The sequence below is a fragment of the Noviherbaspirillum aerium genome (genome assembly GCF_008929045.1).
Classification (GTDB): Bacteria; Pseudomonadota; Gammaproteobacteria; order Burkholderiales; family Burkholderiaceae_D; genus Noviherbaspirillum; species Noviherbaspirillum aerium.
Genome location: NZ_VFAH01000008.1, coordinates 1 through 19,196 on the forward strand (window position 1 = coordinate 1; position 19,196 = coordinate 19,196).

Annotated in this window: 16 protein-coding genes; 14 read left to right on the top strand and 2 right to left on the bottom strand. The window is 59.9% G+C overall.

The features are described from left to right. The 9 genes from FH061_RS13125 to FH061_RS13165 form a co-directional block, all read left to right on the top strand. Window positions 1–693 (top strand): succinate dehydrogenase iron-sulfur subunit (locus FH061_RS13125; protein WP_151636289.1); only part of this gene is annotated, 693 nt, incomplete at its 5' end. 110 nt (window positions 694–803) lie between these two features. After that, window positions 804–1,073: an FAD assembly factor SdhE gene (locus FH061_RS13130; RefSeq protein ID WP_151636290.1), complete on the top strand. Its 270-nt coding sequence runs from the start codon at window positions 804–806 to the stop codon at window positions 1,071–1,073. Window positions 1,074–1,271: 198 nt separating this feature from the next. Continuing rightward, window positions 1,272–2,585 (top strand): citrate synthase, encoded by a 1,314-nt coding sequence (gene gltA / locus FH061_RS13135; protein WP_151636291.1) that lies wholly within the window; start codon window positions 1,272–1,274, stop codon window positions 2,583–2,585. A 318-nt stretch (window positions 2,586–2,903) separates the two neighbouring features. Further along, window positions 2,904–5,756: a 2-oxoglutarate dehydrogenase E1 component gene (locus FH061_RS13140; RefSeq protein ID WP_151636292.1), complete on the top strand. Its 2,853-nt coding sequence runs from the start codon at window positions 2,904–2,906 to the stop codon at window positions 5,754–5,756. Between the two features lie 60 nt (window positions 5,757–5,816). After that, window positions 5,817–7,109 (top strand): 2-oxoglutarate dehydrogenase complex dihydrolipoyllysine-residue succinyltransferase, encoded by a 1,293-nt coding sequence (odhB, locus tag FH061_RS13145; RefSeq protein ID WP_151636293.1) that lies wholly within the window; start codon window positions 5,817–5,819, stop codon window positions 7,107–7,109. 79 nt (window positions 7,110–7,188) lie between these two features. Then, the gene (lpdA, locus tag FH061_RS13150; protein ID WP_151636294.1) at window positions 7,189–8,616 is read left to right on the top strand and encodes a dihydrolipoyl dehydrogenase; all 1,428 of its coding nucleotides are present in this window, start codon (window positions 7,189–7,191) and stop codon (window positions 8,614–8,616) included. A 10-nt stretch (window positions 8,617–8,626) separates the two neighbouring features. Further along, on the top strand, window positions 8,627–9,025 hold the full coding sequence (locus FH061_RS13155; RefSeq protein ID WP_151636295.1) for a hypothetical protein: 399 nt from the start codon (window positions 8,627–8,629) through the stop codon (window positions 9,023–9,025). A 177-nt stretch (window positions 9,026–9,202) separates the two neighbouring features. Continuing rightward, a complete protein-coding gene (zapE, locus tag FH061_RS13160; RefSeq protein ID WP_151636296.1) occupies window positions 9,203–10,300 on the top strand; it encodes a cell division protein ZapE in 1,098 nt (365 codons plus the stop codon). An 88-nt stretch (window positions 10,301–10,388) separates the two neighbouring features. After that, window positions 10,389–11,135 (top strand): hypothetical protein, encoded by a 747-nt coding sequence (locus tag FH061_RS13165; protein ID WP_151636297.1) that lies wholly within the window; start codon window positions 10,389–10,391, stop codon window positions 11,133–11,135. Between the two features lie 340 nt (window positions 11,136–11,475). Here the strand turns inward: FH061_RS13165 and FH061_RS13170 are convergent, their stop codons facing one another. Then, a complete protein-coding gene (locus FH061_RS13170) occupies window positions 11,476–12,282 on the bottom strand; it encodes a PP2C family protein-serine/threonine phosphatase (protein ID WP_151636298.1) in 807 nt (268 codons plus the stop codon). 625 nt (window positions 12,283–12,907) lie between these two features. Between FH061_RS13170 and FH061_RS13175 the strand changes: the two genes are divergently transcribed. The 3 genes from FH061_RS13175 to FH061_RS13185 all read left to right on the top strand — a co-directional run bounded on the left by FH061_RS13175 (window position 12,908) and on the right by FH061_RS13185 (window position 16,226). Then, window positions 12,908–13,108 (top strand): YdcH family protein, encoded by a 201-nt coding sequence (locus FH061_RS13175; RefSeq protein WP_151636494.1) that lies wholly within the window; start codon window positions 12,908–12,910, stop codon window positions 13,106–13,108. A gap of 160 nt (window positions 13,109–13,268) precedes the next feature. Further along, on the top strand, window positions 13,269–15,176 hold the full coding sequence (locus FH061_RS13180) for an ATP-dependent DNA helicase (RefSeq protein ID WP_264158742.1): 1,908 nt from the start codon (window positions 13,269–13,271) through the stop codon (window positions 15,174–15,176). 108 nt (window positions 15,177–15,284) lie between these two features. Further along, window positions 15,285–16,226: a flagellar brake protein gene (locus tag FH061_RS13185; protein WP_151636300.1), complete on the top strand. Its 942-nt coding sequence runs from the start codon at window positions 15,285–15,287 to the stop codon at window positions 16,224–16,226. Window positions 16,227–16,452: 226 nt separating this feature from the next. Here the strand turns inward: FH061_RS13185 and FH061_RS13190 are convergent, their stop codons facing one another. After that, on the bottom strand, window positions 16,453–17,433 hold the full coding sequence (locus tag FH061_RS13190; protein ID WP_151636301.1) for an NADPH:quinone oxidoreductase family protein: 981 nt from the start codon (window positions 17,431–17,433) through the stop codon (window positions 16,453–16,455). Between the two features lie 126 nt (window positions 17,434–17,559). On the opposite strand from FH061_RS13190, the gene surE reads away from it, so the two are divergent. Together surE and FH061_RS13200 are read left to right on the top strand one after the other, a co-directional pair. Then, window positions 17,560–18,294 (top strand): 5'/3'-nucleotidase SurE, encoded by a 735-nt coding sequence (gene surE / locus FH061_RS13195; protein WP_151636302.1) that lies wholly within the window; start codon window positions 17,560–17,562, stop codon window positions 18,292–18,294. Then, window positions 18,291–19,175, top strand: coding sequence for a protein-L-isoaspartate(D-aspartate) O-methyltransferase (locus FH061_RS13200; RefSeq protein ID WP_151636303.1), 885 nt, complete (start codon window positions 18,291–18,293; stop codon window positions 19,173–19,175). Before surE ends, FH061_RS13200 begins: the two co-directional genes overlap by 4 nt. The last annotated feature ends 21 nt before the right edge of the window (window positions 19,176–19,196 follow it).

Below are 19,196 nucleotides of genomic sequence, written 5' to 3' on the forward strand. Positions count from 1 at the left end.
TTCAAGATCTACCGTTACGATCCGGACAAGGACGCCAAGCCTTACATGCAGGATCTGACGGTGACGCTGCAGGACACCGACAAGATGCTGCTGGACGCGTTGCAGCGCATCAAGGCCGATGTGGACGACTCGCTGGCGCTGCGGCGCTCCTGCCGGGAAGGCGTCTGCGGCTCGGACGCGATGAACATCAACGGCAAGAACGGGCTGGCCTGCACCACCAACCTCAACGAGCTGACCGAGCCGATCGTGCTGCGTCCGCTGCCGGGGCTGCCGGTGATCCGCGACCTGATCGTGGACATGACGCAGTTCTTCAAGCAGTACCACTCGATCAAGCCGTACCTGATCAACGAGACGATCCCGCCGGAGAAGGAGCGTCTGCAGACGCCGGCGGAGCGGGAAGAGCTCGACGGGCTGTACGAGTGCATCCTGTGCGCATGCTGCTCGACGTCGTGTCCGTCGTTCTGGTGGAACCCGGACAAGTTCGTGGGACCGGCGGGTCTGCTGCAGGCATATCGTTTCATTGCCGACAGCCGCGACCAGGCGACCAGCGAGCGCCTCGACAACCTCGAGGACCCGTACCGCCTGTTCCGCTGCCATACCATCATGAACTGCGTGGATGTCTGTCCGAAGGGACTGAATCCGACGCGTGCTATCGGCAAGATCAAGGAACTGATGGTCCGTCGTGCGGTATAAATAGCATCTGCAGGGGCGGAGGCAGGCTTGCTTCCGCCTTATTTCATGAGTCCATTGTCCTTGCCGCAAGCAGGGCAGTAGGCTGATGAAATAGAGTGAACGGGAAATCCATGTCCGACAATCATCAATCCGATCCGGTGAAACGTGCGCGCCTGCGCTGGCGGGCGCGTCGCGGCTTGCTGGAAAACGACCTCATCGTGACGCGTTTTCTGGATGAGCATGAAGCGAGCTTGACCGACGAAGAGGTCGATGCCTTCTCCAGGCTGATGGAACTGTCGGACAATGAATTAATGGACTTGCTTTTGGCGCGCAAGGAACCCGTGGGCGAAGCGGATCTTCCGCACGTCCATGCGTTGCTGGCGAGACTGCGCGCAGCCTGAGAACAACCGGGAAAAGGTTGAAGCAGGCGTGGAGTGTCCGGCGGACTGGTGCCGGAACTGGCTGTTGTGATGCCGCGGAGCTGGCGATGTTCGCGACATGCAATGGCCAGGGCAAGGCGATGCCTGTGCTGACGGAGGCTCCTGAAACTTCGGTTTTTTTTACAATCGACTCACCCCTCCTCACTAGAAGGAAGAGACATGACTAACTCAGAAACCAAAGCAACCCTTTCGTTCTCCGACGGCTCGCCGTCGCTGGACATGCCCATCTACAAAGGCACCATCGGCCCGGACGTCATCGACATCCGCAAGCTGTACGGCGCCACGGGCAAGTTCACCTATGACCCGGGTTTCATGTCCACGGCAGCCTGCAACTCCTCGATCACCTACATCGACGGCGACAAGGGCGAACTGCTGTATCGCGGCTATCCGATCGAGCAACTCGCGGTCAATTGCGACTTCCTCGAGACTTGCTACCTGCTCATGAACGGCGAACTGCCGAATGCCGGACAGAAGCAGAACTTCGTCGACACCGTCACCAAGCACACCATGGTGCACGAGCAGATGCAATTCTTCTTCCGCGGCTTCCGTCGCGATGCGCACCCGATGTCGGTCCTGGTCGGCACCGTCGGCGCGCTGTCGTCCTTCTATCATGATTCGCTCGACATCAACGACCCGCATCACCGCGAAGTGTCCGCGATCCGCCTGATCGCCAAGCTGCCGACCCTGGTCGCCATGGCCTACAAGTATTCCGTCGGCCAGCCGTTCGTCTATCCGCGCAATGACCTGTCCTATTCGGCCAACTTCATGCGCATGATGTTCTCGAACCCGTGCGAAGAGTACAAGGTCAACGACGTGCTGGTGCGCGCGCTCGACCGCATCCTCATCCTGCACGCGGATCACGAACAGAATGCATCGACATCGACCGTCCGTCTGGCCGGTTCGTCGGGCGCCAACCCGTTCGCCTGTATCGCGGCCGGCATCGCCTGCCTCTGGGGCCCGGCCCACGGCGGCGCGAACGAAGCGGCGCTGACCATGCTGCAGGACATCCAGAAGCAGGGCGGCGTCGAGCGCATCGGCGAGTTCATCGCCAAGGTCAAGGACAAGGATTCCAATGTCAAGCTGATGGGCTTCGGTCACCGCGTCTACAAGAACTACGATCCGCGCGCCAAGCTGATGCGCGAAACCTGCCATGAAGTGCTGAACGAACTCGGCCTGCATGACGATCCGCTGTTCAAGCTGGCGATGGCCCTCGAGAAGATTGCGCTGGAAGACGATTACTTCGTGCAGCGCAAGCTCTACCCGAACGTCGACTTCTACTCCGGCATCGTCCAGTCCGCGCTCGGCATCCCGGTTTCGCTGTTCACCGGTATCTTTGCGATGGCCCGTACCGTCGGCTGGATCGCCCAGTGGAACGAGATGATCTCCGATCCGGAGCAGAAGATCGGCCGTCCGCGCCAGCTGTTCGTCGGCTCTCCGCGCCGCGACGTGCCTGCCATGGCTCAGCGCGGCTGATCAGCCTGATCGGCATCCGTGCCAGTGCAAAGGCGAGCTTCCGGGCTCGCCTTTTTTGTTACCGGATCAAGTATCCGATCACGGCGGCGGGGCAGGGAAGCATCGTCGGCCGACATTCTTACGACAAGGCATCAATGACCATATTGGCGACTAGAGTTCTATGCTATGCTAGCGTTTCCAAAAAATGGTACCACCTCAGGTCGTCACGCAGCCCTTCCCCCACAACTTGATGTGCGATCCGCTAACCGGTCAGGCCGTGTCGCGGAAGGTTATATAAACCCGCTAATCTCGCGAAACGCGAAGAAAGGTGAGCAAGATATGCAGCAGTACTTCTCCAATTCCTATCTTTTTGGAGGCAACGCACCGTACGTGGAAGAATTGTACGAAGCGTACCTCAACAATCCCGGCTCCGTGCCCGACAACTGGCGTGCATACTTTGATGCCATGCAGCACGTGCCTGCCGTTGACGGTTCGACCAAGCCCGACGTTGCACACGCACCCGTGATCGCCTCCTTCGCCGAACGTGCGAAACAGGGTCCCATCCGTACTGTCGTTGCCTCGCAAGACGTGGAAATGGGCCGCAAGCGCGTCGCTGCCACGCAGCTGATCGCCGCCTACCGCTTCCTTGGCAACCGCTGGGCCAACCTCGATCCGCTGCAGCGCCAGGAACGTCCAGGGATCCCGGAACTGGACCCGAGCTTCTACGGTTTCACCGATGCTGACATGGACATCGTGTTCAACATCAGCAATACCTACTTCGGCCAGGAAACCGCCACGCTGCGCGATCTGCTGCAAGCCTTGCGCGACACCTACTGCCGCTCCATCGGCGCCGAGTTCATGTACATCAGCGATCCTGCGCAGAAGCGCTGGCTGCAGGAGCGCTTGGAGTCCGTTCGTTCGACACCCAGCTTCACCGCTGAAAAGAAAAAGCACATCCTCGACCGCCTGACTGCGGCCGAAGGCCTCGAACGCTATCTGCATACCCGCTATGTCGGCCAGAAGCGCTTCTCGCTCGAAGGCGGCGAAAGCTTCATCGCCTCGCTCGACGAATCGATCCAGCGCGCGGGCGAAAGGGGCATCCAGGAAATCGTCATCGGCATGGCGCACCGCGGCCGCCTCAACGTTCTGGTCAACACCCTCGGCAAGATGCCGCAGGACCTGTTCGCCGAATTCGAAGGCAAGCACGCTGACGATCTGCCTGCCGGAGACGTCAAGTATCACCAGGGCTTCTCGTCCGACATCTCCACCCGCGGCGGCCCGATCCACCTGTCGCTCGCATTCAACCCGTCCCACCTCGAGATCGTCAATCCGGTCGTGGAAGGTTCGGTCAAGGCCCGCATGGAGCGCCGCGGCGACAAGGACGGCTCGCAGGTCATGCCTATCCTGGTTCACGGCGATGCGGCGTTTGCCGGCCAGGGTGTGGTCATGGAAACGCTGAACCTCGCGCAGACCCGCGGCTACGGCACCGGCGGCACGCTGCATATCGTGATCAACAACCAGATCGGTTTCACCACCTCCGATCCCCGCGATTCACGCTCGACACTGTATTGCTCCGACGTCGTCAAGATGATCGAAGCGCCGGTGCTGCACGTGAACGGCGACGATCCGGAAGCCGTCGTGTTTGCCACGCAGATCGCTCTCGATTTCCGTCTCGAGTTCAAGAAGGATATCGTTGTCGACATCATCTGCTTCCGCAAACTCGGCCACAACGAGCAGGACACGCCTGCGCTGACCCAGCCGCTGATGTACAAGAAGATCGGCCAGCATCCGGGCACCCGCAAGCTGTACGCCGACAAGCTGTCCACGCAGGGCACCATCGCCGCGGAAACCGGCGATGCGATGGTCAAGGCGTATCGCGACGCAATGGACGCTGGCAAGCATACCGTCGATCCGGTCATCTCCAACTTCAAGAGCAAGTATGCGGTTGACTGGATGCCTTTCCTCAACCGCAAGTGGACCGATGCGGCCGATACCGCCGTGCCGCTGGCCGAGCTCAAGCGCCTGGCCGAGCGCATCACCAAGGTGCCGGAAGACTTCAAGGTGCACCCGCTAGTCGAAAAGGTGCTGGGCGACCGCGCCGCGATGGGCCGCGGTGAACTGAATCTCGACTGGGGCATGGGCGAGCATCTAGCCTACGCATCGCTGGTCGCTTCCGGTTATGCGGTTCGCCTGACAGGCCAGGACGCAGGCCGCGGTACCTTCGTGCATCGTCACGCCGTGCTGCACGACCAGAAGCGCGAGCGCTGGGATGCCGGCACCTACCTGCCGCTGCAGAACGTGTCCGAAAACCAGGCGCCGTTCAACGTCATCGACTCCGTGCTGTCGGAAGAAGCTGTTCTCGGCTTCGAGTACGGCTATTCGACCGCGGAACCGAACACGCTCACCATCTGGGAAGCCCAGTTCGGCGACTTCGCCAACGGCGCCCAGGTCGTCATCGACCAGTTCATCAGCTCCGGCGAAGTGAAGTGGGGCCGTGCCTCGGGTCTCGTCATGATGCTGCCGCACGGTTACGAAGGCCAGGGTCCGGAGCATTCTTCCGCCCGCCTCGAGCGCTATCTGCAGCTGTGCGCCGACAACAACATGCAGGTGGTCCAGCCGACCACGGCCGCGCAGATCTTCCATCTGCTGCGCCGCCAGATGATCCGCCTGTTCCGCAAGCCGCTGGTCATCATGACGCCGAAGTCGCTGCTGCGTAACAAGGATGCCGGCTCGCCGCTGTCCGAACTGGCCAAGGGCTCGTTCCAGACCGTCATCGGCGAAGTCGATGAGAAGATCGATCCGAAGAAGGTCAAGCGCGTACTCGCCTGCTCGGGCAAGGTCTATTACGACCTGGTCAACGCACGCAAGGAGCGCGGTGTTTCCGACGTGGCGATCGTGCGTGTCGAACAGCTGTACCCGTTCCCGCACAAGGCTTTCGCTGCCGAGCTGGGCAAGTTCCCGAACTTTGCCGAACTGGTATGGGTGCAGGACGAGCCGCAGAATCAGGGCCCGTGGTTCCAGATCCAGCACAACATCTTCGAGAACCTCGAAGACGGCCAGAAGCTTGCGTACGCAGGCCGCCCGGCCAGCGCATCGCCTGCCGTCGGTTATTACGACAAGCACTATGCGCAGCAGAAGGCATTGATCGACACCGCGTTCTCGAAGCTCAAGGGCTTCGTGCTGACCAAATAAAGACCCGTCGGCGCGCTAGAAGCTGGCGCGCCGATCGAACACACCGAAACGGAGAGTTACATGGCAATTATTGAAGTAAAAGTTCCGCAACTGTCGGAATCCGTCGCAGAAGCGACCCTGCTGGCCTGGCACAAGAAGGTCGGCGAAGCCGTCACCCGCGATGAGAATCTGATCGACATCGAGACTGACAAGGTCGTTCTCGAGCTGCCGGCACCGGATGGCGGCGTCATCGTCGAAGTCATCAAGGGCGACGGCAGCACCGTCGTCGCAGGCGAAGTGATCGCCAAGCTGGATACCGAAGCAAGCGCAGGCACTGTTGCCGCTCCTGCCGCCGCGCCGGCACCGGCGACCACGCCGTCCGCCGCCGCCGCTCAGGCTTCGGGTGATCCGGTTGCCGCCGCCATTTCGGCACTGGCATCGAACGCCTCTGCCGGCGTTGCAATGCCCGCAGCTGCCAAGATGCTGGCAGACAACAACATGTCGGCCGCGCAAGTTTCCGGCACCGGCCGCGACGGCCGCGTGACCAAGGGCGACGTGATCAATGCGCTCGAAACCAAACCCGCCGCGGCTCCCGCGCCGGCAGCCGCACCCGCCGCCGCGCCGAAGCCGGCACTGCAGCAGGTGGCCGCTCCCGCGGCGCCGAATCTCGGCAACCGTCCGGAAGAGCGCGTGCCGATGAGCCGCCTGCGCGCACGTATCGCCGAGCGCCTGCTGCAGTCGCAGTCGACAAACGCGATCCTGACGACATTCAATGAAGTCAACATGCAGCCGGTCATGGACCTGCGCAACAAGTACAAGGACAAGTTCGAGAAGGAGCACGGCGTCAAGCTCGGCTTCATGTCCTTCTTCGTCAAGGCTGCCGTTGCCGCGCTGAAGAAGTACCCGATCCTGAATGCGTCCGTCGACGGCAACGATATTGTCTACCACGGCTATTTCGACATCGGTATCGCAGTCGGTTCTCCTCGCGGCCTGGTCGTGCCTATCCTGCGCGATGTGGACCAGATGACGATTGCCGAAATCGAGAAGAAGATCGCCGAATTCGGCGTCAAGGCCAAGGACGGCAAGCTGACCCTGGATGAACTGACCGGCGGCACATTCTCGATCTCCAACGGCGGCGTGTTCGGTTCGATGCTGTCGACACCGATCATCAACCCGCCGCAGTCGGCGATCCTGGGCGTGCACGCCACCAAGGAGCGTCCGGTTGTCGAAAACGGCCAGATCGTGATCCGTCCGATCAACTACCTGGCCATGTCCTACGACCACCGCATCATCGACGGCCGCGAAGCCGTGCTGGGCCTGGTCGCGATGAAGGAAGCGCTGGAAGATCCGGCCCGCCTCCTGCTCGACCTCTAAGACTCACGCTAGACGCACACGGAACACGGAGCTTCCGCTCCGTGTGCGTTGTCCATCCTGCGGATAATAGGTTACGTATATGTCGAAAAATTTTGATGTGGTTGTTATCGGTGGCGGCCCCGGCGGCTATGTCGCGGCGATTCGCGCCGCCCAGCTCGGCTTCAGCGCGGCTTGCATTGATGAGTGGAAAAATGCCAAGAACGGTCCGGCACCCGGCGGCACATGCACCAACGTCGGCTGCATTCCCTCGAAGGCGCTGTTGCAGTCTTCCGAGCATTATGAGCATGCGGGTCATGCCTTCGCCGACCACGGGATTGAAGTTAAGGGCCTGAACCTGAACCTCGGCCAGATGCTTTCGCGCAAGGACGCGATCGTCAAGCAGAACAATGACGGCATCCTGTATCTCTTCAAGAAAAACAAGGTCACTTTCTTCCATGGACGCGGTTCCTTCGTCAAGGCCGGCGGTGACGGTTACGAAATCAAGGTCGCCGGTGCAACGGAAGAGACCATTACCGGCAAGCACATCATCCTGGCGACAGGATCCAACCCGCGGGCATTGGCGGACGCACCGTTCGACGAGAAGCTGATTCTGTCGAATACCGGTGCCCTGGCGATCGATGCGGTGCCGAAGAAGCTCGGCGTCATCGGCGCGGGCGTGATCGGCCTGGAAATGGGCAGCGTATGGCGCCGTGTCGGCGCGGACGTGACCGTGCTGGAAGCACTGCCGGGATTCCTGTCCGCCGTCGATGAACAGATCGCCAAGGAAGCGTTCAAGCTCTTCACGAAACAGGGTCTGTCGATCAACCTCGGCGTCAAGATCGGTGCCATTACCCCTGGCAAGAAGGACGTCACGGTCGAGTACACCGACGACAAGGGCAATGCGCAGAAGGCAGTGTTCGACAAGCTCATCGTGTCCATCGGCCGTGTGCCGAACACCATCGGCCTCAACGGTGAAGGCGTTGGACTGAAGCTCGACGAGCGCGGCTTCATTGCCGTCGACGGCGACTGCAAGACCAACCTGCCGAACGTTTGGGCAGTAGGCGATGTCGTGCGCGGTCCGATGCTGGCCCACAAGGCGGAAGAAGAGGGTGTTGCCGTGGCGGAACGCATTGCAGGACAACATGGTCACGTGAACTTCAATACAATTCCCTGGGTCATATATACATCTCCGGAAATTGCCTGGGTCGGCAAAACCGAACAGCAGCTCAAGGCCGAAGGCATCGCCTACAAGGCCGGCACCTTCCCGTTCATGGCCAATGGCCGCGCCCGTGCGCTCGGAGATACCTCAGGCATGGTGAAGTTCCTGGCCGATGCCAAGAGTGACGAAATCCTCGGTGTGCACATCGTCGGCCCGATGGCCTCGGAACTGATTTCCGAAGCGGTCGTGGCGATGGAATTCCGCGCATCGTCGGAAGACATCGCCCGCATCTGCCATGCACATCCTTCGCTGTCTGAGGCGACTAAGGAGGCTGCTCTCGCAGTCGACAAGCGTTCGCTCAACTTCTAAGGAAACATCCATGCGCCACCTGATCCTGTTGCTGCCGATTGCGCTTGCCGCGTGTGCCGCGACAGGATCCGGCGGCACCGCCATTACGGTCGATGCCGCCAGCCGCGGCCAGGCTTTGGCCGGTGCGAATTGCATCGTGCAGACCGGCGCCGGAAGCTGGAATGTCACGACCCCGGCGACGGTGGAAGTGGGTGCGCCAAGCGGAGATCTCCGGGTGATATGCAACAAGGCTGGTTACCGTACCTCCGAAACCGTATATCGGCCATCCAATCCGCTCGGCTCCAGCGTCGGACTCGGCGCCGGCGGCGGTGGCGGCAATGTGGGAGTAGGGGTCGGCCTGAGCTTTCCGATCAGCCTCGGTGGTGGACGTTATCCGTCCAGCGTGACGGTCGAAATGAATCCGCAATAGCGGGCAGCTTGTCTGCAGGCTTGCAGCAGTTTGTTGTTGTGATGGCGGCGGGCAGCAGATGGGATACAGTAATGGGCGAGCCGGTCTCGCCCATTTTTACGTCGGGTTGACATGCGATGCGATTCGCTGCCAATGATGCGGCAGGAATGTGGCAGCGGAAATGAGTGAAAAGATCATATGAACGTCAGGGAGTTTTACGAGCACGCACTGGCCCAGCGCGGCTACCAGTCGGATGAGGCGCAGCAGCGCGCGGTAGCGCGTCTGCAGCAGGCCTACGACGAATGGGTCGCGTACAAGTCGCAGCGCTCGAGCAAGCTGAAGCGGCTGATCAGCCGGCCGGCGGTGCCGCGCGGCGTCTATATGTGGGGCGGCGTCGGGCGCGGTAAATCCTTCCTGATGGACAGCTTCTATTCCGTGGTTCCGGTAGTGCGCAAGACCAGGCTGCATTTCCATGAATTCATGCGCGGAGTGCACCATCAGCTGGACGATCTGAAAGGCGTCGCGGATCCGCTCGATGAAGTGGCGCGCAGAATCGCCAAAAAATACCGGCTCATCTGTTTCGATGAGTTTCATGTGTCCGATATTGCGGATGCCATGATTCTTTACAACCTCCTCAAGGCGCTGTTCGACAATGGAGTGTCTTTCATCATGACCTCCAACTACGTGCCGGATGCACTCTATCCCGACGGCCTGCATCGCGATCGCATTCTGCCTGCCATCGGCCTCATCAAGGACAAGCTCGACGTATTGAACGTGGATGCGGGACTCGATTATCGGAAGCGGGCGCTGGAGCAGGTGGAGGCCTACCATACCCCGCTGAGCGCGGCGGCGAATGAAGCCTTGCGTACCGCGTTCGCGGGCATTGCCGAGACCACCGACGAGGATACGCGGATTCACATCGAGGCACGGGAAATCCGGGCGTTGCGGCGGGCTGGCGGCGTGGTCTGGTTCGATTTCGCGACTTTGTGCGGAGGACCGCGTTCGCAAAATGATTACCTTGAGCTTGCAAGCCGGTTTCATACCGTGATTCTCTCGGACATTCCCAAGATGTCGGCTTCGATGTCGTCCGAAGCCCGCCGCTTTACCTGGCTGATCGATGTATTCTATGACCACAAGGTAAAGCTGCTGATGTCGGCGGAGGTGGAGCCTGAACAGCTGTACACAGAAGGAATGCTCGCCAACGAATTCCATCGTACCGTGTCTCGTATCATCGAGATGCAGTCGTCGGAATACATGAACAGCGAGCGGCGCGATGTCGCTGGTTCCATTGCCTGACGACTGGCACCTTCCTACGAAAGAAGTGAAGCGGATGATTTCAGTATTCCAGCAGAGACGCCAGACCAGGCGCAAAGATAGATTCGGGATGGCTGCCTTGCTGCTTGCCATCCTGTTCGCCGGCGGTTTGCATCCTGCCTTAGCCCAGGAATCCCATGGCATGCATGCGCAGGCTGAAATCGGAGCTGCGGCCAAACACTTTCCGCCGGGATCCATCAAGTCCGTTGAAGCGGCTGACAAGGCATTGGCGGAAACCAGCCGCGAGCGGGCTGCGATCCAGGCGCGCTATGCGCAGGAAGAGCAGAAATGCAACCCGAAATTCTTCTCCAGCTCCTGCGTGGAAGATGCCAACGAGGCGCGGCGGCAGGCATTGCGCCAGGTACGCTCCGTTGAGATCGAGGCCAACAAGGTCAAGCGGCAGGCAAGTGTGACGGCGCGCGACGCGGCGCTGGCTGCGAAGCGGGAAAAGGAGGGCGTCACGAGCTTGGAGCGCGATGCCGCCGCGCGCGAGGACGCAGCGGGCATCGCGTCCCAAGCTACTCAAGCTTCTCAGCCTGTCCCGTCCTCACAAGTCGCCGGTCCGCAGCGGAGCGAAAAGCCTTTGCCTTCAGGAAAACCGCGTGGCGATAACCGCATTGCGGAGCACGAGGAAAAGATGCGCCTGATCAGAGAAAAGGAAGCCGCGGAAGAAGACAAGCGCGCAAAGAATATTGCTGCCTATGAGCGCAAGGTCAAGGAGGCGGAGGAACGGCAGAAGGAGGTCGCGAAGCGCAAGGAAGAAAAGGCGCGCAAGCTGGCAGAAAAGAGGCGCGACGCGGAAGCCAGGCCAAAATAGCATTTCCCTGACATGCCGACTTCCCGGTAAAAGCGCATTGCAAGCCGTCCGTCGGTCACAACGGGCAGTTTGAGCGCTTTCGGTTTTACCGTACTGACGATGCGGAACATTTGCCCCTAGTACTGCGGTGTGCTTGTAACGGATTGCAGGCGGATGGTCGGGCGCGTCGGCCTGCCCTGGGCGCATGGCAGCATCGTTCGCCGCGGGAGTAGACCGCCGCGCGACATCCCGCCAGCCTTGCCCTGCATCTCAAGGCAAACCGGTTCTTCCATATGTACACCTGCGGTCCACTCCAGGGAATGAGTCGCCGCGGGCCTGGCGGACGGGCAAGTTCTGATGCTTACACGGCGCGACGCATCCGATCCACGGTATAGGCCTTGGTTTCGCGAGTTGGCTCGGTCAGCTTGATGATGGCCAGCGTGCAGTTGTCGGCTTCATGGCCTTGCGCACGTTCGCGCGCCTTGGCAATGAGCATCTCGGATGCCTGCCTCGGCGAGTTCATCGCGATTGCGGCCCCCAGTTCGGCCCGCGAGAAGTATTGCCAGAGTCCGTCGGTACAAAGCAGAAAGGCGTCGCCAGCCTTCAAATTGGCGCATTTTCCCAGTGTGATTTCCGGTTCGTTTTCGGCCGAGCCGAGCGCGCTGAACAGCAGATGCGCCATCTTGTGTTCACGCGCCTGTTGAGGGGTCAGCTTGCCTTGCTGTACAAGATGTTCCAGATGGGAATGATCGATGGTGCGCTCGGCACAATTGGGTCCGTCGAAACGGTACAGGCGTGAATCTCCAACATGTGCCCAGACTGCCGAGCATTCCGGCGTCAGCACCAGTATCACTATGGTGCTATGCGGCTTCTTTTCGGAGGAAATGGCATTGAGCTTGATGAGCGTATGCGCATCCTTGGCAATGGTCCTGAGCAGGCCGGACACATCCTCTGTTTGAGGGGAAAAGAGATCAAATGCCTGTTTGGCGGTGCGCATTACCTGTTCGGCGGCCATGGCGCCGCCACTGGTTCCTCCCATGCCGTCGGCTACGACGGCCATCAAATAGCCAGGAGCTTTCGGTGCAGTGAGCAGGGAAACCCGATCCTGTTGCTCGGCACGGTCACCAATGTGCTGTGCCGTACCTGCCTCGATTTTATAGTGGCTCATAAGCTTGGGTGGTTGGAGTCCTCCAGGAAATTATTGCATGGACAAAATATTTGCCGTTTTTTTGTAGGCTTTTGTTACATCTCTTGGGCCCCGCCTGCGAGGCTGTATTTGATCAGCGCAACAAGCGGTTCGGTGTTGCTTCGACAAGCGCGCGTACGGACGAACGCGGCACACCGCAGGCGAGGATCAGGACTCGGACCAAACAGCGGCTTGTCGAATACAGGCTGGAGCGCTTTCGCCCTGACTGGACTTGGCGAGGTCGGGAAGATTGGCTGTGGATAGAGAGAGGGGGGCGCAAACCGCTAGTTGGCGCTGCCGCATCCGGAGCGCGGACGAAGGCATGGTGACGCGACATGGCGAGCTCGGCGCTCCCGGGCCATGGCAAGGAGGACTCGACGCCCCGCACAACACCGTGCCGTCGACAAATTTTCCGGGTTTGTCAGTCTGGTCAGAAAGAATCCGCTCTGCCGTCGCGGCATGCGTCGGCAGAGCGCATTGTCCAGTGATAAAGACTGTTTCATGCCTGCATCGCAAATGAAATTTCCTGCCTGCCAAGCCAAGCTTTTCTACGCGCGCACGCCTTTCCCTCTTAAAATAACAGGTTATCGAACTTCATTTGCCGTCCATGATCCCGACAGAAGAAATACAGCGACGCATCATCGAGCTGGAAGTAGAACATCGCGACCTTGACGCCGTGATCAACCTGATGTCGCGTGATGTCCTGCACGACGAATTGCAGCTGCGCCGCCTGAAGAAGCGCAAGCTCCAGCTCAAGGATCACATCACATTGTTGAAAATGCAACTCATCCCTGACGTGCCCGCTTGATGCGCCAGGGACCGTTTCCTGATTGCCTGCTTTGACCGAAACTACCGCACCGTCTCCCGCTCCGGAAAACCACGATACCGACATTGACCAGCTGTTCAATGCGAATGGCCCCCTCAGTCAGGCGGTACGCGGTTTTCGTCCCCGCCAGTCGCAAACCGAGATGGCCAAGGCGATTGCCAATGCCATCGCCAACCGTCAAACCCTGATCGCCGAAGCCGGTACGGGGACCGGGAAAACCTTTGCCTACCTGGTTCCCGCCTTGCTCTGGGGCGGGAAGGTCATCCTCTCGACCGGGACCAAGAACCTGCAGGACCAGCTGTATCTGCGAGACATTCCGACGGTGCGCAAGGCGCTCAATACGCCTGTGTCCGTGGCTCTGCTGAAGGGAAGGGCGAATTATGTGTGCCATTTCCATCTCGAGCGAACTTTGCAGAACGGCCGTCTGACCGCGCGCGAGGATGTCAGCCATCTGCGCGAGATATCCCGCTTCATGAAGACCACAAGTTCCGGGGACAAGGCCGAACTCTCCAAGGTGCCGGAGTCGGCATCGGTCTGGAACCTTGTCACTTCCACCCGCGATACCTGCATGGGCAACGAATGCCAGTATTACCAGGACTGCTTCGTGATGAAGGCGCGCAAGGAAGCTCAGCAAGCCGATGTCGTGGTCGTCAATCATCATCTCTTCTTTGCCGACGTGGCATTGAAGGATACCGGGGTTGCGGAATTGCTCCCGACCGCCAATACGGTCATCTTCGACGAAGCGCACCAGCTTCCGGAAACGGCGACCCTGTTTTTTGGCGAAACGATTTCAACTTCTCAAGTGCTGGAACTCTGCCGCGACGTGCTGGCGGAGGGTCTGGCGCATGCGCGGGACGGCGCCGACTGGGCGAAGGTCGTGTCCACCGTCGAGCGCGCGGCACGGGACCTGCGGCTGGCTTTTCCGCAGGATATCGTGCGCCTTGCGGTGAACCAGATTGCGCCGTCAAGCCCTTTTTTCCCGGCGCTGGACAAGCTCAGGGAAGAGCTCGACATCATGATCGGTGTCCTTGAAGGGCAAGCCGAGCGCGCGGAAACGATCGAACAATGCCGTACGCGCGGCCTGGAATTGGCAAAGACGCTGGCCGAGTGGGAAGCGGCCCGGCATCCGACCAAGGAAAGCACGGAGTATCCGCAGGATAAAGTGTTGTGGGTGGAGGCCTTCACGTCGTCGCTACAGCTGCACCAGACGCCGTTGTCGATTGCGCCCATCTTCAACAAGCAGCGCGAGGGCACGCCGCGGGCGTGGATCTTCACTTCGGCTACCCTGGCCGTGAAAAACGACTTCAATCACTACAATTCGCAGATGGGATTGTGGAATGAGCCGGCGCAGTCGTGGCCAAGTCCTTTCGATTACGGCAATCAGGGTTTGCTCTATGTGCCGGAAAATCTGCCGCAGCCCAATTCCTTCGATTACACCGATGCGGTCATCGATGCCGCCCTGCCCATGATTGAAGCCGCGGGCGGGCGTACTTTTCTGTTATGCACCACGATACGCGCCGTGAACCGCGCTGCCGAGCGGCTGCGGGAGGAGTTTGAAAAACGCGGCTTGCCATTTCCGCTCATGGTGCAGGGCGAATCAGGGCGCACGGAGCTGCTCGACCGCTTCCGCGCCGCCGGTAATGCCGTGCTGATCGGCAGCCAGAGCTTCTGGGAAGGCGTGGACGTCCGGGGAGATGCGCTGTCCCTGGTCATCATCGACAAGCTGCCGTTTTCCCCACCCGATGATCCCGTACTTGCAGCACGCATCGAAGCGCTCGAACGGAAGGGGTTGAACGGCTTCGTGCATCATCAGCTGCCTGCCACCATCATCAACCTCAAGCAGGGTGCCGGCCGCCTGATTCGCGACGAAACCGACCGCGGAGTGTTGATGATCTGCGATCCGCGGCTGATTACCAAGCCTTACGGACGCCGCATCTGGCAAAGCCTGCCTCCGTTCAAGCGCACTCGCGATGCCGGCATTGCAAAGGCGTTCTTTGAACGGAATGATGTCGAACAGCTTGCCGACAACGTAGTGGATAGCTTGGCATGAGCGGGATAGCGTGGCATGAGCGCATGCCGATTGCCTGATTGCGATGTTGCATGAAATCTCTCTATACTTACAACGCTGTGGACGTTCTGAGCTTGCCTGAGAGGTTACATGTCTGAACCCGTAGTGTCATTGATTCCAGTGCGTGCCGGCGATCTCGCCGTCGGCGCTCCATTACCGCGTCCGATCTACGACTGGCACGGCAATCTTTTGCTGGCCAAAGGCTACGTGCTTGAAAACCAGGGCCAGCTTGACGAGTTGCTCGACAACGGTTTCATGCATGACTCGGCCTGGGACTTCAACCCGCTATCCGCGGCGCGTCCGCCTCAGGAGCCTGTCCGGCAGCCTGCTGTTCCGGAGTCATCCGTACAGGGAGCGGGGCGCAATGAGGACAGTTCAGCGAAGACTGTCGTGGTCGGTATGGACGATGTGCGCTGGTATGTCGGTGAAACGCTGTATCTGCAGCAGATCGACAGCCCATCCGTCCGTTATACGGTAAGAATGATCGGCTTCGTCAGGAACAAGACGGTGTTCGTGACTGCGCCCAGTACGGATGGCAAACTTGATTTCATTCGCGATGGGCAAACCTTCATCGTGCGTTCTTTTTCGGGAAAGAAGGCTTACGCGTTTGTAGCGGCGGCGGTCAAGTCGGTGCATAGTCCCCATCCCTATCTTCACCTCTCCTATCCCAAGGAAGTGCGCTGCACCGTGGTGCGCAAGGGCGTACGGGCAGAGGTGAAAATCATCGCCTCGGTGTCGCTCGGATCGCCGGACAGGACGGCAGCGGCAACCCTGACCGACATGAGCATGGGCGGCACTTCAGGAACGATCAAGCAGATCCTGGGGACAAAGGGCGAAGAAGGCCTGATCAAATTCAAGGTGCATGCCGCCGGACAGGATGAATTCCTGAGCCTGCGGATGGTCTTGCGTTCGGTGGCGCCTTCGGAGCACGGTGAAGGATTCAAGCACGGCTTCGAATTTCTCGATGTCTCCATCCATGATCGTCTGATCCTCTCGGCTTTTGTTCATCAGACGCTGGCCGAAGGGGATTAGAGCGCATTGCCGATGAGTGCAAGATCGCCTCGGACTGTCTTGGACGCATGGCAGCGTTGTTCGTCGCTGGTATGTGGCCCGCCACGCGGCGCTTCTCTCGCCTTATCTTTCAAGGCAAGCCGATTCTTCGTTACGAACGCCCGCAATCCGAGCTGGAAATGATGCGGCACGCAGCCGCGAAGCAGGCCGCAATGCTTTTCAGGCATTGCGGCTACTCATAAGACCTTTATTTTTGCGGCTGTATCACCACTTTGCCGGTGACTTTGCGCGCCGCCATGTCGTTCAGTGCTTGCGGCGTATCCGCCAGTGCATAACGTCCCGAAATATGCGGCCTGATCTTGCCCTGGGCCATCCATTCCATGAGTTCACGCATCGCGGCCAGATTGGCTTTGGGTTCGCGTCTGGCAAACTCGCCCCAGAAAACACCCACAAGCGACGCGCCCTTGAGCAGTGCCAGATTGAGCGGCAGCTTGGGAATTTCGCCATTGGCAAATCCCACAACCAGGTAGCGGCCACGCCAGCCGATGGAACGGAATGCCGGTTCGGCATAGACACCGCCGACGGGATCATAGATCACGTCCGGTCCCTTGCCGTCCGTCGCGGCCTTGATCGCTTCGCGCAGGTCCTGTGTCGTGTAATTGATCGTGGCGTCGGCGCCGTGGTCCTTGCACACCGCGAGCTTCTCGTCGGTGGATGCCGCGGCGATGACGCGCGCTCCCAGTGCCTTGCCGATCTCGATCGCGGCAAGGCCGACGCCGCCGGCCGCACCGAGCACCAGCATGGTTTCGCCCGCCTTCAACTGCGCCCGGTCTACCACCGCATGATGAGACGTGCCATAGGTCAGCGTGACGGCTGCCGCGGTGTCGAAGTCCAGTCCCGGCGGCATCGGCATCACCAGCTGTGCCGGTACCGCGATCTGCTGCGCGAAGGCGCCCTGACTGACGAAAGCCAGCACCTTGTCGCCGACCTTGACGTTGGTTACGCCATCGCCGATCGCGGTGATGACGCCCGCCAGCTCGCTGCCCGGCGAGAAAGGGAGCTCCGGCTTGAACTGGTACTTGTTCTGAATGATGAGTACATCCGGGAAGTTCACGCCGGCGGCTTCCACACGGATGGCAACCTGGCCGGCAGCAGGAACAACATCCGGCAGCTCCTCTACAACCAAGGTATCAGGAAGTCCCCACGTCTTGCAGAGGATAGCTTTCATGTTGTCTCCTTATTGTCAATAATAGTAAAAAAGAACGATCGTTTTATTCTAGGCTTATGCCGCAAAATGTCAACATCGTCCCGGCACCATGCTGGAAGACTGAATGGCATCGGGTAGAATTCCGGTATGAAAATTCTTGTTAGTAACGACGACGGTTATCTTGCTCCAGGCATTATCGCTCTTGCGAATGAAATGCGTTCATTTGCGGAAGTGATGGTGGTTGCTCCAGACAGCAACCGGTCCGGCAGTTCGAATTCCCTGACGCTGGACCGTCCATTGACTGTCTATCGTGCTGATAACGGATTTTATTTCGTTAACGGCACGCCTTCCGACTGCGTGCATATTGCGCTGACCGGCTTGTCGTTCCAGCCGGATCTGGTGGTGTCCGGAATCAACCAGGGCCAGAACATGGGCGATGACACGCTGTATTCGGGAACGGTGGCTGCCGCCACCGAGGGCTATCTCTTCGGCATTCCGTCAATCGCCTTTTCTCAGGTAGAGAAGGGATGGGCCAACGTGGACGCGGCGGCGCGCATCGCGCGCGAATTCGTGCAACGCGATTTCGACATGCTTGGAAAACCTTATTTACTGAATGTGAACATTCCCAACCTGCCTTATGACGAAATCCGCGGCATGCGCCCAACCAGGCTCGGCAAGCGCCATGAATCCGAACCCGTGATCAAGACGCTCGATCCGCAAGGGCGCGAGATTTTCTGGATCGGCCCGGCCGGCAAAGCCAAGGATTCGGGCGAAGGCACCGATTTCCATGCAGTTGCCGAAGGCTATGTATCGGTGACTCCGCTGCAGATCGATCTTACGCATGCGACGCAGCTCGATGCCCTCAAGCGGAGCATGCCATGAGCGGCAAGGACAAACGATTTCCCTTGCCGCTTTCTTCCGTAGTCGACAAGCCGTCGGGCAGGTCACAGGCGCAGCCTTCGAGACCGATGGCGCCAAGAGTGGCAACGCCGCAGACAGCCACACAAAACGCGGCGCTCAGCCTGAGCCGTTCCTCGGCTCCCGTCATTGATGCGGTTCAAGGGCGTAGCGTTTTGCGCGCGGCGGCATCCAATCCGGTGCAGATCGTCCGTCCCGAACCGATGGTTTCGGATGCCGTGCGGGCCGCCATGGTGGCGCGGGTTGCAAAGCAGGGAGTCAAGGATGCGAAGGTGTTGGCCGCCATGTCGGCAGTGCCGCGCCATCTGTTCGTCGAGCAGGGACTTTCAGGGCAGGCGTACGTCGATGCGTCGCTGCCGATCGGGCATCACCAGACCATCTCGCAGCCGTATATCGTCGCGCGCATGATCGAAGTGATGCGGGCCAACGCGAACGGCGGCGCGCTCAACAAGGTGCTCGAAATCGGCACTGGATGCGGTTATCAGGCGGCGGTACTGTCGCTGGTGGCCAAGGAGGTGTATTCCATCGAGCGCATCAAGCCCTTGCATGAACTGGCAAAATCCAATCTGCGTCCGCTGCGCATTGCCAATATCCGGTTGCAATATGGAGATGGTATGCTTGGCCTTCCGCAAGTGGCACCGTTTGATGGCATCATCCTCGCGGCTGCAGGAATGGAAGTGCCGCAGGCGCTTCTGGATCAATTAAGTATCGGCGGCAGGCTGGTCGCTCCCGTAGGCGCGCAGCGGCAGGTGCTGCAACTCATAGAACGCGTCAGCAAGTTCGAGTGGACGAATACCACGCTGGAAGACTGTCACTTCGTTCCGCTGCGTCCGGGTGTGGTCTGATTTTCCGTCTCCGACGCGCGT

What these genes read in the sequence shown, in the direction of transcription:
- FH061_RS13130 (WP_151636290.1), top strand. Translation starts at nt 804, where the DNA reads ATGTCCGACAATCATCAATCCGATCCGGTGAAACGTGCGCGCCTGCGC.
- gltA (WP_151636291.1), top strand. Translation starts at nt 1,272, where the DNA reads ATGACTAACTCAGAAACCAAAGCAACCCTTTCGTTCTCCGACGGCTCG.
- FH061_RS13140 (WP_151636292.1), top strand. Translation starts at nt 2,904, where the DNA reads ATGCAGCAGTACTTCTCCAATTCCTATCTTTTTGGAGGCAACGCACCG.
- odhB (WP_151636293.1), top strand. Translation starts at nt 5,817, where the DNA reads ATGGCAATTATTGAAGTAAAAGTTCCGCAACTGTCGGAATCCGTCGCA.
- lpdA (WP_151636294.1), top strand. Translation starts at nt 7,189, where the DNA reads ATGTCGAAAAATTTTGATGTGGTTGTTATCGGTGGCGGCCCCGGCGGC.
- FH061_RS13155 (WP_151636295.1), top strand. Translation starts at nt 8,627, where the DNA reads ATGCGCCACCTGATCCTGTTGCTGCCGATTGCGCTTGCCGCGTGTGCC.
- zapE (WP_151636296.1), top strand. Translation starts at nt 9,203, where the DNA reads ATGAACGTCAGGGAGTTTTACGAGCACGCACTGGCCCAGCGCGGCTAC.
- FH061_RS13165 (WP_151636297.1), top strand. Translation starts at nt 10,389, where the DNA reads ATGGCTGCCTTGCTGCTTGCCATCCTGTTCGCCGGCGGTTTGCATCCT.
- FH061_RS13170 (WP_151636298.1), bottom strand. Translation starts at nt 12,282, where the DNA reads ATGAGCCACTATAAAATCGAGGCAGGTACGGCACAGCACATTGGTGAC.
- FH061_RS13175 (WP_151636494.1), top strand. Translation starts at nt 12,908, where the DNA reads ATGATCCCGACAGAAGAAATACAGCGACGCATCATCGAGCTGGAAGTA.
- FH061_RS13180 (WP_264158742.1), top strand. Translation starts at nt 13,269, where the DNA reads ATGGCCAAGGCGATTGCCAATGCCATCGCCAACCGTCAAACCCTGATC.
- FH061_RS13185 (WP_151636300.1), top strand. Translation starts at nt 15,285, where the DNA reads ATGTCTGAACCCGTAGTGTCATTGATTCCAGTGCGTGCCGGCGATCTC.
- FH061_RS13190 (WP_151636301.1), bottom strand. Translation starts at nt 17,433, where the DNA reads ATGAAAGCTATCCTCTGCAAGACGTGGGGACTTCCTGATACCTTGGTT.
- surE (WP_151636302.1), top strand. Translation starts at nt 17,560, where the DNA reads ATGAAAATTCTTGTTAGTAACGACGACGGTTATCTTGCTCCAGGCATT.
- FH061_RS13200 (WP_151636303.1), top strand. Translation starts at nt 18,291, where the DNA reads ATGAGCGGCAAGGACAAACGATTTCCCTTGCCGCTTTCTTCCGTAGTC.